We start from the raw sequence: 14,733 nt of genomic DNA, 5'->3' as shown, positions 1-14,733 counted from the left end.
TCGCGGCTGATGGAGATCGACGATCTGACACCGGCCGAACGGCGCCTCTGGCGGGCCTTCGCGACGGGGGCGGAGGTGGACTTCCGCGAGGACGGCGAACAGGCCGTGCGGGCCGTCGTGTTGCGGTCGCTGCTTCTCAACGGCCCCGAGGAGCCGGGGGAGATCGCGGCCCTGAAGGTCCGGGGCGCACGCATCACCGGGGTGCTGGACCTGCGGTACGCGACGGTGGACAGCGTCATCCACCTGACGCACTGCCGCTTCACGGACGCCCCCGACCTGGTCGGCGCCCATCTGCGCTATCTCAGCCTGCGTGACTCCGGCATGCCCGGTCTGTCCGTGACACGGGCCCGGATCGACGGCAGCCTGCGGCTGACGCGCTGCCGGTTCGGCGGGCCGGTTCGCCTGGACGGGGCGCAGATCAGCGGAGCCCTGTTCCTGGAGGGCGCGGAGATCGCCGGGCCGGCCGCCGCGCAGCCGGTGCTCCAGCTCAACCAGATCACCGTCGAGGACGACCTGTGCGCCCGTGGTCTGCGGGCCCAGGGGCTGATCCGGCTCGACGGGGCGACCGTGGCCGGCTCCCTCGACCTGGAGGACGCCGAGCTCGGCAACCCCGGCGCCCACGTCCTGGACGCCGAGGCCCTCGACGTCGGCGCCAACCTGCTCGCCCGCCGGCTGCGCGCGCAGGGGCGGATCGACCTGCGCGGCGCCCGCATACCGGGCCGGGTGGACCTGCTGGACGCCCGGCTGTCCAACCCGGGCGGGACCGCCCTGCGCGCGAGCAGCTGTGTGATCGGCGAGTTCTGGCTGCGCCGGGGCCCGCGGGTGGAGGGCATGCTCAATCTGCGGCGGGCCGAGATCAACCAGCTCGACGTCGAGCCGGAGATGCTGCCCGGCCAGGTGCGGCTGCTGGACCTCACCTACACCTTCCTCACCCCGCACGAGCCCGCCGGGCGCCGGCTGCCGATGCTGGAGCGGGACGGCGAGGGGTTCGACCCGCACGCGTACGAGCAGTTGACGGCCGCGTACCGGCGCATCGGCGACGACCAGGCCGCGCGGCTGGTCCAGCTCGCCAAGCAGCGCCGCCGCCGGTCCACGCTCCCCTGGTACGGGAAGGTGTGGGGGCATCTGCAGGACGCGGCCGTCGGCTACGGCTTCCGCCCGCTGCGGGCGGCCGTCTGGCTGCTGTCGCTGCTGGCCGTCGGCTCCCTCGTCTACGCCGGGCATCACCCGCCGGCGCTCAAGGCGGGCGAGGCGCCCCGCTTCAACCCGGTCTTCTACACCCTCGACCTGCTGCTGCCGGTGATCTCGTTCGGGCAGGAGGGCGCGTTCGCCCCGCGGGGCGGGTACCAGACGCTGTCGTACGTCCTCATCGTCACCGGCTGGATCCTGGCCACGACCGTGGTCGCGGGCGTGACCCGGACGGTCAGCCGGCAATGAGCCGGCTCACGGCGTGCTGGGCCGCGAGCCGCACCGGCGCGTTGGCGGCGCCGTAGCCCCGGTAGCCGCCGTCGCGCTGGACGAGTTCGAAGAAGACCCGGCCGACGGTCCGGGTGTAGACGTGCCGGAAGACGCCGTGCGCGTCGCGGTCGTAGAGGATGCCGAGGTCCCGGTAGGTCTCCAGCTCGCCGTCGGCGAACCGGAAGCGGGCCGCGAGGTCGTCGTAGTAGTTGGCGGGGATCGGCAGCAGCCGCCCGCCGGCCGCGGTGAAGCAGCGGGCGGCGGCGACCACGTCGTCGGTGGCGAGCGCGATGTGCCGGGCCTGGGCGGTGTCGTCGCCGGGGGCGGCGCCGACGGTGAGCGGGAAGCGGACCGCGCCGTCGGCGCCGGTGACGGCGCGGCTGCGCAGCAGCCCGTAGGGGTCGGCGACGTCGACGCTCTCCTGCGGGTCGAGGCCGAGGACGCCGCGGTGAAAGAGGACGGCCTCGTCGAAGCGGTGCCAGGGCTGGGTGAGCGCGACATGGTCGATGCGCAGGGTGTCCGTGGCGGCCGGGGCGTGCGGGACGTCCTCGAAGTCGGCGCGCCAGTCGGGCAGGCCGGGGCGGTTCGTCGCGCACAGGAAGAGTTCCGTGCCGTCGGGGGCGGCGACCGCGTCGAGGGGGGCGTCCCCGTCGGCGCGGCGGCGGGGCAGGACGGGGGCGAGCAGGGCCTCGGCGCGGCGGGCGGCGGCGGCCGGGTCCGGTGACTCCAGGCCGATCGCGGCGAGGGCGGTGCCGTCGGTGGGGGTCCCCCCGCGCGAGCGAGGCAGAGAGTGGGCGGCCGGTCCGGTGTTGACGAGGATCCGGGCCTCGCCCTGCTCCCACAGGTCGACGGGCTTGCCGCGGTGGCGCGCGGTGCGGGCGAAGCCGAGGGAGCCGAGCAGGGCGGAGACGGGTTCGGCGTCCGGGGTGACCAGCTCGGTGAAGGCGACTGCGGTGGGGGCGGCCGGGGCGGGCAGGGCCGTGATGCCGAGTTCCTCCTGCAGGAGGAGCAGGGAGCGGCGGGCGTCGACGGCGGTCGGGCCGGCCTCGGCCTGGCGGAAGACGTCGTTGAAGACCTCGAGCGAGAGCGGACCGTCGTAGCCGGTATGCAGTACACGGCGTACAAGATCCGTCACATCGAATCCGCCCTGTCCGGGGAAGCAGCGGTGGTGGCGGCTCCACTGCAGGACGTCCATGCCGAGCAGCGGGGCGTCGGCCAGCTGCAGGAAGAAGATCTTCTCGCCGGGGATGTCCGCGATGCCCTTGAGGTCCTGGGGCCCGGAGCTCCGGGAAAGGATGTGGAAACTGTCCAGGCAGGTGCCGAGCGCCGGGTGACCGGCGGCCTCGACGATGCGCCAGGCGTGGTCGTACGTGCTGACGTGCCGCCCCCAGGCGAGCGCCTCGTAGGCGACGCGCATGCCGAAGTCCTGGGCCAGGCCGGCCAGGCGGCCGAGCTGCTCGGCGGCGAGCGCGTCGTCGTCCTCGGCGAGCGGGGACACGCTGGAGCAGACCAGGACGGTGTCGGCGCCGAGCCGGCCCATCAGCTCGAACTTGCTGCGGGCGCGGCGCAGGTTGCGGGCGAACTCCTCCTCGGGCACGGCCTCGATGTCGCGCATCGGCTGGTAGAGGTCGACGGTGAGACCGAGGTCGGCGCAGCGCGCGCGGATCCCCTCGGGGGTGAGGGGGCACGCGAGCAGGTCGTTCTCGAAGATCTCGACGCCGTCGAATCCGGCGCGGGCCGCGGCCGTGAGCTTCTCGGTGAGGGATCCGCTCAGGGAGACGGTGGCGATGGACGTACGCACCTTGGCACCTCGTGGTTCTGGTCAGTTCGGGGCGGTGACGGCGCCGGCCAGCTCGGCGATGTCGGCGAGCATGCGGGTGCTGTCGGGTTCCCGGCCGGTGAACAGCCGGAACGCGTCCACCGCCTGGAAGACGGCCATGCCGCCGCCGTCGAGGGTGGCGCAGCCCAGGGCGCGGGCGGTGCGCAGCAGCTCGGTCTCCAGCGGGCGGTAGACGACCTCGGCCACCCACAGAGCGGGGCGCAGCAGCTCGGCCGGGAAGGGCAGGCCGGGGTGGGCGGCCATGCCGGTGGGGGTGGCGTGCACGACGCCGTCGGCGGCCGCGAGCAGCTCCGGCAGCCGGTCGGCGCCCGCGTGGTCGGCGCGGCCGTCGCCGAAGTGGTGGTTCAGGGAGCCGGCGAGGGCGGCCGCCCGCGCGGGCAGCGCGTCGACGACGGTGACCCGTCCGGCGCCGAGGGTGAGCGTGGCGTGGGCGACGGCCGCGCCCGCGCCGCCCGCGCCCAGCTGCACGACCCGCTCCAGCGGGACGTCCGGCAGACCGCGGGCGAAGGAGGCGGCGAAGCCGGTGACGTCCGTGTTGTGGCCGACGGCCCTGCCGCCCTCGAAGACGACGGTGTTGACCGCGCCGAGCGCCTCGGCCTGCGGGGAGAGCGCGTCGAGGTGCCCGATGACCAGCTGCTTGCACGGGTGGGTGATGTTCAGTCCGTCGAAGCCCAGGTCGCGGGCGGCCCGCACCAGGTCACCTACCGCCTCCGGGCCGACCCCCAGGACGTCGATGTCGAGGAGCCGGTACACGTAGCGCAGCCCCTGCCGGTCGGCCTCGCGCTCGTGCAGCGCGGGGCTGAGCGAGGGGCCGATGCCGGAACCGATCAGTCCGACGAGATACGAGTCCTTGGTCACGTCCTTGGTCACGGCGGACCTCCTGAGCGGCTGGCTAATGTACGAACTGGTGAGTTAGTCATAACACCAAGCCGGGTGCCGGGGGAAGCCCTCTCACCTCACGGCGCGGGATCGGCCTCCTAGAATCGCTGCACTGCACCCCGCCGCCCGAAGGAACCCGATGACCAGCGTCGACGAACCGGCACGACCCAACGGGCGCACGCGTGACGCCGCCCGGACCCAGGCCGAGATCCTCGACGTGGCGACCCAGGAGTTCGCCCGCGTCGGCTACGCCGGGGCCCGCGTCGACGACATCGCCGCCCGCACCAGCACCACCAAGCGGATGATCTACTACTACTTCGGCGGCAAGGAGCAGCTGTTCACGGCCGTCCTGGAGCGGGCGTACGGCGTGATCCGCGAGGCCGAGCAGCGGCTCGACGTCGAGCACCTGGACCCGGTGGCGGCGATCCGGCGTCTCGCCGAGCTGACCTTCGACCACCACGAGCAGCACCCGGACTTCATCCGCCTGGTGAGCATCGAGAACATCCACGAGGCCGAGCACATCGCCGCCTCCGAGAAGCTCGGCAAGATCGGCTCGCCCGCGCTCGACGTCATCCGCCGCATCCTCGCCGCCGGCCGGGAGTCCGGGCTGTTCACGGCGGAGGTGGACGCCGTCGACCTGCACGCGATGATCAGCTCGTTCTGCTTCTTCCGGGTGGCCAACCGGCACACCTTCGGCGCCCTGTTCGGCCGCGACCTGGTGGACCCGGCCCAGCGCGAGCACTACCGGACCATGCTCGGCGACATGGTGATCGCGTACCTGACGGCGGAGCGCGCGGCGGACTGACGGCCGGACCTGCGGACGGCGTACCGGGAGACGGCGGCCCGCCGGCGGCCGGGCCGCCGCCGGGCCGTGAGAGATCCTTCCGCGTGACCTATTGACAGCGGGGAAACATCAGCGCAACATCACTGGCCATCCGCTACTAACTACCCAGTGGGTTAATTAGCCGGGCGACGACGACGCCCCGGCCGCAGCCGCCCCGCACCCCAGGGATCCGGCCCTTCTCCCCTTGCCTCACTCCCCGTACGTTGGAGTTTCCCCGAAGGAGCACGCCGTGTCCGTCCCCGCCGCAGCACCCCCCGGCCAGCCGAAGAAAGCCGCCACGGCGGCGTGGATCGGCAGCGCCCTGGAGTACTACGACTTCTTCATCTACGGCAGCGCGGCCGCGCTGATCTTCCCGAAGGTCTTCTTCGACGCGTCGGACCCGGCCACGGCGACCCTGCTGTCGCTGGCCACCTTCGGTGTCGCCTACGCGGCCCGCCCGGTCGGCGCGCTCTTCCTCGGGCACTTCGGCGACCGCCTCGGCCGCAAGAAGATCATGGTCTTCACGCTGATCCTGATGGGCGTCTCGACGTTCCTCATCGGCTGTCTGCCCACCCGCGCCCAGGTCGGCACGCTCGCGCCGGTGCTGCTGGTCGCCTGCCGGGTCCTGCAGGGTGTCTCCGCGGCCGGCGAGCAGGCCAGCGCCAACTCGATGACGCTCGAACACGCGCCGCCCCACCGGCGCGGGTTCTTCACCAGTTTCACCCTGAGCGGCACCCAGGGCGGGCAGCTGCTGGCCACCCTGGTGTTCATCCCGATCGCGGCGCTGCCCGAGGACCAGCTGCTGTCGTGGGGCTGGCGGGTGCCGTTCTGGCTGTCCATCGCGGTCGCCGTCGTCGGCTACGTCATCCGGCGCAGGCTGGAGGAGACCCCGGCGTTCGCCGCGCAGCAGGCCACCGGTGAGGTCGTGAAGCTGCCGCTGGCGGTGCTGCTGCGGGAGCACTGGGCGGACGTGCTGCGGGTGATCGGGGGCGCGCTCGTCGCCTCGGTCAGCACCATCTTCACCGTGTGGGCACTGGCGTACGCGACCAGCGACTCGGTCGGCATGAGCCGCCCCTCCATGCTGTGGGTGGGCGCGCTGGCCAACCTGGTGGCGCTGGCGGCGATCCCGGCGTGGGCCACGCTCTCCGACCGCATCGGGCGCCGCCCCGTGTTCCTGATCGGCGCGGCCGGCAGCGCGGTGATGATGTTCCTGTACCTGTGGTCGATCTCCACGGGCTCCTACCCGCTGACCCTGGTCCTGGGCATCGTCACCTTCGGTGTGGTCTACAGCGCCGCGAACGGCGTGTGGCCCTCCTTCTACGGCGAGATGTTCTCCACCCGGGTGCGGCTGTCCGGCATGGCGATCGGCACCCAGATCGGCTTCGCCGTGGCCGGCTTCGCGGTCACCTTCGCGGCGGAGATCGCGGGTCCGAACGGCGACGACTGGTCCTCGGTGGCCCTGTTCACGGCGGCGCTGTGCGTCCCGCCGGTGATCGCTGCCCTGTCGGCCCGGGAGACCGTGCGGATCCCGACCGAGCGGCTGGGCGAGCGGGGCGCCCGCGAGGTCTCCCAGCCGGAGACGGTGACCGCCTGACCCCGTTCCCCCCTCGGAGGTCCCGAGCCCCCGGACGCCCGCACGGCACCGGGGGCTCGACTCGCGTCACGGGCCCGGCGGCCCGGTGCGGACGTCCGGGCCCGCGCGAGTCGGGTACACGCCGCGTCAGCCGCCGTAGGCGCCCTTCGGGATCCCGTACGCCCGTTCCACCCGCAGCCGCGCCACCAGGCGGCGGTCGCGGACCATGGCGGCGCGGTAGTCCTCCCAGTCGGGGTGCTCGCCCAGGACGTCGCGGTAGAGGCGGACGAGTTCCTCCACCGTCGCGTCGTAGGGGTCCCTGGCGACCGGGGTGAGGTCGGCGGTGGCCTCGACGACCGTGTAGGCACGGCGGTCCGGGGTCGTCACGTGGTAGGAGGCGCGGGGGTCGCGGCGCAGGTTGCGGGTCTTGGCGCGGTTGTCCGTGACGGAGATCCGGATGACGCCCTCCTCCGGGTCGTAGTGGTGGCTGACGTTGGACAGCTGGGGCCGGCCGTCGCGCTTGAGGGTGACCAGTACTCCACTGCGGCCTTCCGAGAGCAGTGCGAGCAGTGCGTTGCGCGTCGTGTCCTGAGTCATGTCCGGCACAACCGGCACACCACCGGAGCGCATTCCCAGCGAGGGTAGACACTGTCTACGCGGGCTGGTAGACAGTGTCTATGAGTGAATCCGACAAGCCGGACCCCGATCTGCGGACCCGTCTCGTCGACGTCGGCGTGGACCTGGTCTCCCTGGAGGGCGCGGGCGCGCTCACCCTGAGGGAGATCGCCCGCCGGGCCGGCGTCTCGCACGGCGCGCCCCGCCGCTACTTCCCCACCCACCTGGAGCTGCTGTCGGCCATCGCCCGCCGCGGCTTCGCCCAGCTGGGGGTACGGGTGACGACGACGCTCGCGGACGGCGACGCGCACCCGCGCGCCCAGCTGGCCGAACTGGGCCGCGTCTACGTGGAGTTCGCGCTGGACAACCCCGGCATGTACGAGCTGATGTTCCGTCACGACCTGCTGGAGAGCGGGCACCTGCGGCTGCGGGACACCAGCCTGCCCCTGTTCGGCGTCCTGGTGGACCTGGTCGGCCGGGTCCGGCCCGACGCCGACGCGCGTGCGGTGGCGGGGGCGCTGTGGGCGAACCTGCACGGCATCGCCCAGCTGTGGGGCTGGGGCAGCCTCCGACTCGCCACCGGAGCCGACGACTTCGTACCGCTGCTGCGGACGGCGCTCGACGCGCACCTCGGGACGGAGGGCGGCCGGTGAACCGTCCCCTGACGCTGGCCGCGAGTGTGGCGGGGGCCGTGGTCGTCGCCCTGGACGGCACCGTGCTCACCGTCGCCCAGCCCACCCTGCGCCGCGACCTGCACGCCTCCCTCGCCCAGGTGCAGTGGACGAGCACCGGCTATCTCGTCGCCGTGGCGGGTCTGCTGGTGTTCGCCGGGCGGCTCGGCGACCGCTACGGGCACCGGCGCACGTTCGCCGTCGGCATGCTCGGCTTCGGCGCCGCGTCGGCGGCCCTCGCGGGGGCGCCGGGTGTGGGCTGGGTGATCGGGCTGCGCGTGGTCCAGGGGGTCTTCGGGGCGCTGCTGCAGCCCGCCACCCTGGGAATGCTGCGGGCGTCCTTCCCGCCGGACCGGCTGCGCACGCCGATCGCCGTGCGGACCGCGGCCATCGGCGTGGCGGCCGCCGCCGGGCCGGTGGTGGGCGGCGCGCTCGCCACCGGGTTCGGCTGGCGGGCGGTGTTCCTGCTCAACGTCGTACCGGCCCTGCTGTTCGGCGTGCTCGCCCTGACCTCCCGGGAGGAGCAGCGGCCGCCCGCCGCCACCTCCCTCGACGCACCCGGCGCCCTGCTGCTCGCGGTGGCCCTGGCCTGCCTGGTGCACGCCCTCGTCACCCCCGCGGGCGCGACGTGGTCCGCGCCGGTGGCGCTCCTCGCGGGAGTCGCCTTCGTACGGCACGAGCGCCGCGTGCCGGCGCCCCTGCTGCCGCCGGACGTCATCGGCTCCCCCGCCGTCGGCGGCGCGCTCGCCCTGCTGGTCACCGCGTCGGCGGCGCTCAACGGCGCCCTGTTCGCCTGCGTCTACGTCCTGCAGGACGGCATGGGGCTCACCGCCCTGCACAGCGCGCTGCTGAGTCTGCCGCTGGCGGTGTTCCTGATCGCGGCGGCGCCCGTGGCGGCGGTCCTGTTGCGCCGGACGGGCGCCCGGGCGGCGGTCGCGGGGGCGACGGCCGTCCTCGGCGCCGGTCTCCTGGTCCTGGCCGCCGCCCCGGGCGAGGCCGCCTTCGCCGCCGGGTTCGCGCTGGTGGGCGCCGGGTTCGGCACCGTGATGGTTTCGGCGACCCATGTCGTCGTACGGCAGGCACCCGCCGAGGCCGCCGGGGTGGCGGGCGGGCTGCAGCAGACGGCGATGAACGTCGGACCCGTGCTGGGGGTGGCCGCGGCGGCCGTCCTGATGGACCTCGGCCCGGACCGGGCGCCGATGGCCGTGCTGGGCGTGGCGGCCCTCGCGGCGCTCCCGCTCTGCCGCGCGCTGCCGGGGCTCTCCGCCGCCCCCGCACCCGCCCCCGCACCTGCCCCCACCGGCTCCGCGGCTGGTCGAAGCGACACACCCCACACCGATCACGGCGTGGAAAGCGGTCCGTACGCCCGTTCCCTACGCGACCATGAGGACTGAGGTCGTACGGGAGGGGCAACCCGGACCGCACCTCGCACGAGCGCACCGGAGGAGAACGATGGCACTGCTGCGACAAGAGGTCGACCCGAGCGAGGTCGGGCTGGACGCGAAGGCGCTGGACCGCCTCGACCAGCATGTCGCCCACTACGTCGACGAGGGACGGCTGCCCGGCTTCCTCGTGGCCGTCTCCCGGGGCGGCCGGGTCGCGCATCTCACCACGCACGGCCACCGCGACATCGCCGCCGGGCTGCCCGTCGAGGCCGACACCCTGTACCGGATCTACTCGATGACCAAGCCGGTCACCTCCGTCGCCGCGCTGATACTGATGGAGGAGGGCCGGCTGCGGCTCGACGATCCGGTCGCCGACCACCTCCCGGCCTTCGCCAACCAGCGGGTGTACGCGGGCGGCTCCGGCGACGGGCTCACCACCCGCCCCGTGGAACAGCCGATGCTGGTGCGGCATCTGATGACCCACACGGCCGGGCTGACCTTCGCCTTCTACCACTGTCACCCGGTCGACGCCCTCTACCGCGAGGCCGGCCTGGAGTCGGCGGTGCTGCCCGGCTCCGACCTGGCCGGGACCGTCGAGGCCTACGCGCGGCTGCCGCTGCAGTTCGAGCCGGGCACCCAGTGGAACTACTCGGTGGCCACCAACGTCCTGGGACGGATCATCGAGGTCGTCTCCGGGCAGCCCCTCGACACGTTCCTCGCCGAGCGGATCTTCCGGCCGCTGGGCATGCCGGACGCGGGCTTCCAGGTCACCGAGGAGCAGGCCGGCCGGCTCGCCGAGCTGTACGGCGACACCGACGGCGGCGGCATCGAGCCGATCCCGGGGCTGCCGCTCTCCGGCCGCCCCCGCTTCCTGTCGGGAAGCGGCGGCATGGTGGCGACCGCGTACGACATCCACCGCTTCAGCGAACTGCTGCGCCGCCGCGGCGAACTCGACGGCGTCCGCCTGCTCGCCCCCGAGACGGTGGACCTGATGACCCGCAACCACCTCCCCGGCGGCGCCGACCTGCGGGCCTTCGGCAGCCGCCCGGCGCACGACGAACCCGGCAACGACGGCGTCGGCTTCGGCCTGGGCGTCTCCGTAGTCGTCGACCCGGACCGCACCCAGGCCCCGTCCGGCCTCGGCACCTACGGCTGGAGCGGTGTCGCCACCACCACCTTCTGGATCGACCCGAGCCGCGAGGTGAGCGTCCAGTTCCTGACCCAGGTGCGGCCGCGCAGGTCGCTGAAGCTGTACCCCGATCTCAAGCGGCTGGTGCACGAGGCGGTTACCGGCTGACCGTCAGCCGTCCGCGCCGCCCGTCCGGAAGGTGAACTCCATTCCCTCCCCCGCGAGTTCACCAAGCCACTGCTCGGACCGGGCCGCCGTCCGCGCCGCCCGGTGCAGGCCGGGCGGCAGGTCGCCGGCCAGGACATGACGGACGCCGAGCGCGAGGGTGCGGGACACGCACCGCGCCATCGCGCTCTCCCCCTCGTCGCCCACCAGGTCCAGCAGGCAGCTCCCCGACCAGGAGGGGCCGTCACCCGCACCGGCCGTCACGTCCAGGGACACCTCCAGCACCACCCGGTCACGGTCGGCGTCCGTCGTCGGGTAGGTGGCGGCCAGCTCCCGCGCCAGGGCGGCGATGCGCGCGTCGTCGCCCGCCCTCAGCTCGGCGAACACCGGCTCCCAGGCCCGCAGCCAGCCGTCCAGGCGCAGGGTGCCGCGCACGAAGGCGACCGGCTTCCAGGCCGGCGGCAGCCCGTACTGCTCGATGAAGGGAACGCTGTCGCGGTTGGGGTACACCTCGAAGGGCTCGCCGTCGACGACGTGCCGCCGGGCCGCCTCCCAGGGGCGGGCGACCACGGTCTCGGCACCGTCCTCGACGTAACGGGCAGGTGAGCGAAGGGCGTTGAGGACACCGAGGGGCGCCCAGCTGAAGCGGTAGCGGAAGTCGTCGGGAACGGCAGGGACGCCTCCGCAGTACGAGGTGAGGCGGTACGAGGCAGCCGTGTCGTCGCCGATCGCCTCCCGGGCGCGGGCGACCAGGCTCAGGGCGAAGAGATGGTCGATGCCCGGGTCGAGCCCGGCCTCGGTGAGGACGACGAGGCCGGCCTCCTCGGCCGCCGGCACCCGCTCCAGCACGGCGTCCGAGACATAGCTGGAGCAGGCGAAGTGGGCACGCCGGGCGACGCAGGCGGCGAGCAGCGGGGCGTGGTCGGGGGCGGGCAGCATCGACACCACCACGTCACCGGGCGCGAGTTCGGCCGTGAGCGCGTCGAGCGTGTACGCGCGGGGCGCGGCCCGTCCGGTCAGACCCAGCCGGTCGAGCGCCTTTGCCGCGCGCTCCTTCGTGCGGTGCCACAGACGGACGCCGTCGGCGCGCTCGCACAGGGCGGTCAGGCCACTGCCCGTGGACAGGCCCGCGCCGACCCAGTGGACGGTGCCGGTCGCGGGAACCAGGTCAGGCACGCCCCGGCCCTCCTTCCTCGAGGCCGAGTTCACGGCGGGCCCGGTCGAAGCGGTCCAGGCAGCGCGCCCACGCGCCGCCCCCGGGGAACTCCAGCAGCTGGGGCAGCAGCGCCGCCGAGAAGTCGGTGCTGGACTCGCGCGGCAGCAGCGACGGCAGGTTGTCGATGGCGATCAGATCCAGCGGGGGTTCCTTGCGCAGCCGGCGCACGGGGTCGGTCCACTCGGTCGTACGGTCGTAGACCGGCAGGACGTTGAGGGGGGAGCCGACGTCGCAGGTGACGTCGGAGAGGGTGCGCAGCCGGCGGGCCGGGTCGTCGAGGTCCTCCTCCCGGACGAACGGCGGCACCGGCGAGGTGGCCAGCACACAGTTGACCAGCACGTCGTGGCCGAGGAGGGCGCGGCGGTCCAGGTCCCGGGTCTCCGCGAGGTCCCAGCACGCCGGTCCGGCGCCGGCCGTGGCGAACGCGGCCCGGGCACCCCGGCCGCTGCGGCCCAGGGCGCCGACGACGAGGGCGGTGAACTCCTCGTCGCCCGGGGCGGGGCGCAGGGTCTCGTCCAGCTCGGCCCGGCCGGTGGGACGCAGCGGAGCGGTCAGCCGGCCCCGGTGCTGGAGCACCGCGAGGGCAGCGCCCAGGTAGCCCGCCCAGAAGCCGAACGCGGCCAGCCGGCGGCCCTGTTCGTCGACGAGGTACTCCAGGTCGAGGAGGGCCCCACCGCCGGCGGCGAACCGGCGCAGCAGGGCGGCCGCGCCGGGCTGCCGCTTGTAGGCGTGCCCGAAGAAGATGTGCCGGTGCGTCAACTCGGTGGGCTCGTCGGGGAGTTCCTTCAGACCGAGGACGACCGTCCCGGGCGGCGCCGACACCCAGGAGCCCGCGGGGGCGACGCGGGCGCCCGCCGCCTCGTACTCCTCGACGGGGAAGATCCGCTGCGGGGACTCCTCCACGGTCAGGTCCAGGCCGGCCTCGACGAGGCGGCGGGCGTCGTCGGGGACGACCGGGGTGCGCCGTTCGGTGGTGCGGACCTCGTGGCGCAGCCACAGGTGCGGTGCCGTCATACCGGTCATACGCAGTTGACCTCCGGACGCGGGGCGTCGGCCGCGAACCGGCCGGCGCTCAGGGGGGTGACGTCCACGAAGGGTACGCGGCCGAGGTAGAGGTCGCGGACGACCTCGCCGACGGCCGGGCCCTGCAGGAAGCCGTGCCCGGAGAAGCCGGTCGCATACAGAAAACGGGATACCGAATGCGCCTCGCCGATCAGCGCGTTGTGGTCCGGGGTGACCTCGTACAGGCCCGCCCAGCCGCCGGTGCGGCGCAGTTCGAGGATGTCGGGGGCACGGTGGTCGAGGGCGGCGGCGAGACGGGGGATCCAGCGGTCGTGGGTGTCGGTGGCGAAGCCGGGGCGCTCGTCGGGGTCGGACATGCCGACGAGCAGACCGGGGCCCTCGGCGTGGAAGTAGAGGGTGGTGCCGAAGTCGATGGTCATGGGGAGGTCCGGCGGAAGGTCCGTGACCGGTTCCGTGACCGCGATCTGCCGGCGCAGCGGCTGCACCGGCAGATCCACGCCCACCATCGCGCCGACCGCCCGCGACCAGGCGCCGGCCGCGCAGATCACGGTGTCGGTGGTGACCCGGCCGAGGGTGGTGGTGACGGCGGTGATGGTGTCGCCGCGGGTCTCGATGCCGGTCACCGCGGTGCGCCGCAGGATGCGGGCCCCGCGCTCGCGGGCGGCGGCCGCGTACCCGTGGACGACCGCCTCGGGGGTGCAGTGGCCGTCGTCGGGCGAGAACGCGGCCGCCCGCAGGCCGTCGGTGGTGATCAGCGGGGAGAGGCGGCGGGCCTCGGCCGGGTCGATCATCCGGCTGGGGACGCCGAGGGCGTTCTGCAGGGCGACGCCGGCCTCGAAGGAGGCGACCTCCTCGGGCGTCGCGAGCAGGAAGAGATAGCCGACCCGGCGCAGTCCGATGTCCTGCCCGAAGTCCTGCCCGAACCGCCCGAACGCCTCCAGACTGCGCGCCCCGAGCTGGATGTTCAGCTCGTCGGAGAACTGGGCGCGGACCCCTCCCGCGGCCTTCGAGGTCGATCCGGCCGCGAGTTCGTCCCGTTCGAGGAGCAGGACGTCCCTCACCCCGGCCGCGGCCAGATGGTAGGCGATGCTGGTCCCGATCACTCCGCCGCCGATGACGACGACCGAGGCATGCGTGTTCATGCGAGCGGCTCCTCCCGATGCGGCGGCCCCGGCCCGAGTACCGAGGCCGGGGCTGTCACATGCCGTGACCGTCCTGATCCCTGCCCGCCGGGGAGCCGTGCTCACCCTCGGCCGGGACGGCGGTCCGCGGCGCGCTCAGGACCAGTGCGCCACCGCGTCCAGGTGGGGCAGCCGGTGGTCCATGCGCTCCCGCTTGGTGCGCAGGTACGTGATGTTGTTCTCGCAGGGCTCGATCAGCAGCGGCACCTCCTCGGCGACCTGGATGCCGTTGTCGACCAGCGCCTCGCGCTTGCGCGGGTTGTTCGACATCAGGCGCACGGACCGCACGCCCAGGTCGCGCAGGATGTCGGCGGCCACCTTGTAGTCGCGGGCGTCCACCGGGAAGCCCAGCGCCACGTTCGCCTCGACGGTGTCCAGGCCCTCCGCCTGCAGCGCCATCGCGCGCAGCTTGCCGAGCAGACCGATACCGCGCCCCTCGTGTCCGCGCAGGTAGACGACGATCCCGCTGCCCGCGGCGACGACGGCGCGCAGCGCCGACTCCAGCTGGTCGCCGCACTCGCAGTGCTGGGAGCCGAACGCGTCGCCGGTCAGGCACTCCGAGTGCAGCCGGGTCAGCACGTCCTCGCTGCCGATCTCGCCGTACACCAGCGCGACTTGTTCGTCACCGCGGTCGTGGTCGAGGTAGCCGACCGCCTGGAATTTCCCGTACACGGTCGGCAGGGGGGCATTCACCACGCGTTCCACCCCGGTGCGCTGCGAGGTCTTCTTGCCGAGTACGCCAATTTTTTCTGTCATGATTCTGATTCCTAAGCGG

At 73.7% G+C, this 14,733-nt stretch carries 13 protein-coding genes; 6 read left to right on the top strand and 7 right to left on the bottom strand.

The genetic code is table 11. The features are described from left to right. The first annotated feature begins 9 nt into the window (after positions 1–9). Positions 10–1,437, top strand: a complete 1,428-nt coding sequence (locus tag ACFY30_RS06760) for a membrane-associated oxidoreductase (RefSeq protein ID WP_390844072.1) — start codon at positions 10–12, stop codon at positions 1,435–1,437. On the opposite strand, the gene ACFY30_RS06755 is transcribed toward ACFY30_RS06760, so the two are convergent. Together ACFY30_RS06755 and ACFY30_RS06750 are read right to left on the bottom strand one after the other, a co-directional pair. Further along, a complete protein-coding gene (locus tag ACFY30_RS06755) occupies positions 1,424–3,259 on the bottom strand; it encodes a bifunctional sugar phosphate isomerase/epimerase/4-hydroxyphenylpyruvate dioxygenase family protein (protein WP_390844071.1) in 1,836 nt (611 codons plus the stop codon). The two genes, ACFY30_RS06760 and ACFY30_RS06755, sit on opposite strands and share 14 nt — an antisense overlap. 21 nt (positions 3,260–3,280) lie before the next feature. Then, the gene (locus tag ACFY30_RS06750; RefSeq protein WP_390844200.1) at positions 3,281–4,156 is read right to left on the bottom strand and encodes a shikimate dehydrogenase; all 876 of its coding nucleotides are present in this window, start codon (positions 4,154–4,156) and stop codon (positions 3,281–3,283) included. A 160-nt stretch (positions 4,157–4,316) separates the two neighbouring features. On the opposite strand from ACFY30_RS06750, the gene ACFY30_RS06745 reads away from it, so the two are divergent. Further along, positions 4,317–4,982, top strand: a complete 666-nt coding sequence (locus ACFY30_RS06745) for a TetR family transcriptional regulator (RefSeq protein ID WP_390844070.1) — start codon at positions 4,317–4,319, stop codon at positions 4,980–4,982. 268 nt (positions 4,983–5,250) lie between these two features. Beyond that, positions 5,251–6,594 (top strand): MFS transporter, encoded by a 1,344-nt coding sequence (locus ACFY30_RS06740; protein ID WP_390844068.1) that lies wholly within the window; start codon positions 5,251–5,253, stop codon positions 6,592–6,594. Positions 6,595–6,720: 126 nt separating this feature from the next. Here the strand turns inward: ACFY30_RS06740 and ACFY30_RS06735 are convergent, their stop codons facing one another. After that, positions 6,721–7,170 (bottom strand): PPOX class F420-dependent oxidoreductase, encoded by a 450-nt coding sequence (locus ACFY30_RS06735; RefSeq protein ID WP_390844067.1) that lies wholly within the window; start codon positions 7,168–7,170, stop codon positions 6,721–6,723. An 80-nt stretch (positions 7,171–7,250) separates the two neighbouring features. Here ACFY30_RS06735 and ACFY30_RS06730 point away from each other — a divergent pair, with 80 nt between their 5' ends. The 3 genes from ACFY30_RS06730 to ACFY30_RS06720 are packed head-to-tail and all read left to right on the top strand — an operon-like array spanning position 7,251 to position 10,541. Continuing rightward, positions 7,251–7,841, top strand: a complete 591-nt coding sequence (locus ACFY30_RS06730) for a TetR/AcrR family transcriptional regulator (protein ID WP_390844065.1) — start codon at positions 7,251–7,253, stop codon at positions 7,839–7,841. Beyond that, on the top strand, positions 7,838–9,253 hold the full coding sequence (locus tag ACFY30_RS06725; RefSeq protein WP_390844064.1) for an MFS transporter: 1,416 nt from the start codon (positions 7,838–7,840) through the stop codon (positions 9,251–9,253). The genes ACFY30_RS06730 and ACFY30_RS06725 overlap by 4 nt, the downstream gene beginning before the upstream one ends. Before the next feature lie 58 nt (positions 9,254–9,311). Beyond that, positions 9,312–10,541, top strand: a complete 1,230-nt coding sequence (locus ACFY30_RS06720) for a serine hydrolase domain-containing protein (protein ID WP_390844063.1) — start codon at positions 9,312–9,314, stop codon at positions 10,539–10,541. A gap of 3 nt (positions 10,542–10,544) precedes the next feature. On the opposite strand, the gene ACFY30_RS06715 is transcribed toward ACFY30_RS06720, so the two are convergent. From ACFY30_RS06715 to ribA, 4 genes are all read right to left on the bottom strand, one after another. Further along, a complete protein-coding gene (locus ACFY30_RS06715) occupies positions 10,545–11,714 on the bottom strand; it encodes a saccharopine dehydrogenase family protein (RefSeq protein ID WP_390844062.1) in 1,170 nt (389 codons plus the stop codon). Then, on the bottom strand, positions 11,707–12,768 hold the full coding sequence (locus ACFY30_RS06710; protein WP_390844199.1) for a saccharopine dehydrogenase: 1,062 nt from the start codon (positions 12,766–12,768) through the stop codon (positions 11,707–11,709). The genes ACFY30_RS06715 and ACFY30_RS06710 overlap by 8 nt, the downstream gene beginning before the upstream one ends. A 5-nt stretch (positions 12,769–12,773) precedes the next feature. Continuing rightward, positions 12,774–13,919, bottom strand: coding sequence for an NAD(P)/FAD-dependent oxidoreductase (locus ACFY30_RS06705; RefSeq protein WP_390844061.1), 1,146 nt, complete (start codon positions 13,917–13,919; stop codon positions 12,774–12,776). Between the two features lie 135 nt (positions 13,920–14,054). Next, a complete protein-coding gene (gene ribA, locus ACFY30_RS06700) occupies positions 14,055–14,714 on the bottom strand; it encodes a GTP cyclohydrolase II (RefSeq protein ID WP_390658656.1) in 660 nt (219 codons plus the stop codon). Between the last annotated feature and the right edge of the window lie 19 nt (positions 14,715–14,733).

This window comes from Streptomyces sp. NPDC000345, assembly GCF_042898825.1.
Lineage (GTDB): Bacteria > Actinomycetota > Actinomycetes > Streptomycetales > Streptomycetaceae > Streptomyces.
This window is presented reverse-complemented; position numbering and strand designations above follow the sequence as displayed.

Excerpts from the sequence above, each read along its gene's own strand:
- ACFY30_RS06760 (WP_390844072.1), top strand. The coding sequence starts at position 10 with ATGGAGATCGACGATCTGACACCGGCCGAACGGCGCCTCTGGCGGGCC.
- ACFY30_RS06745 (WP_390844070.1), top strand. The coding sequence starts at position 4,317 with ATGACCAGCGTCGACGAACCGGCACGACCCAACGGGCGCACGCGTGAC.
- ACFY30_RS06735 (WP_390844067.1), bottom strand. The coding sequence starts at position 7,170 with ATGACTCAGGACACGACGCGCAACGCACTGCTCGCACTGCTCTCGGAA.
- ACFY30_RS06730 (WP_390844065.1), top strand. The coding sequence starts at position 7,251 with ATGAGTGAATCCGACAAGCCGGACCCCGATCTGCGGACCCGTCTCGTC.
- ACFY30_RS06720 (WP_390844063.1), top strand. The coding sequence starts at position 9,312 with ATGGCACTGCTGCGACAAGAGGTCGACCCGAGCGAGGTCGGGCTGGAC.
- ACFY30_RS06710 (WP_390844199.1), bottom strand. The coding sequence starts at position 12,768 with ATGACGGCACCGCACCTGTGGCTGCGCCACGAGGTCCGCACCACCGAA.
- ACFY30_RS06705 (WP_390844061.1), bottom strand. The coding sequence starts at position 13,919 with ATGAACACGCATGCCTCGGTCGTCGTCATCGGCGGCGGAGTGATCGGG.
- ribA (WP_390658656.1), bottom strand. The coding sequence starts at position 14,714 with ATGACAGAAAAAATTGGCGTACTCGGCAAGAAGACCTCGCAGCGCACC.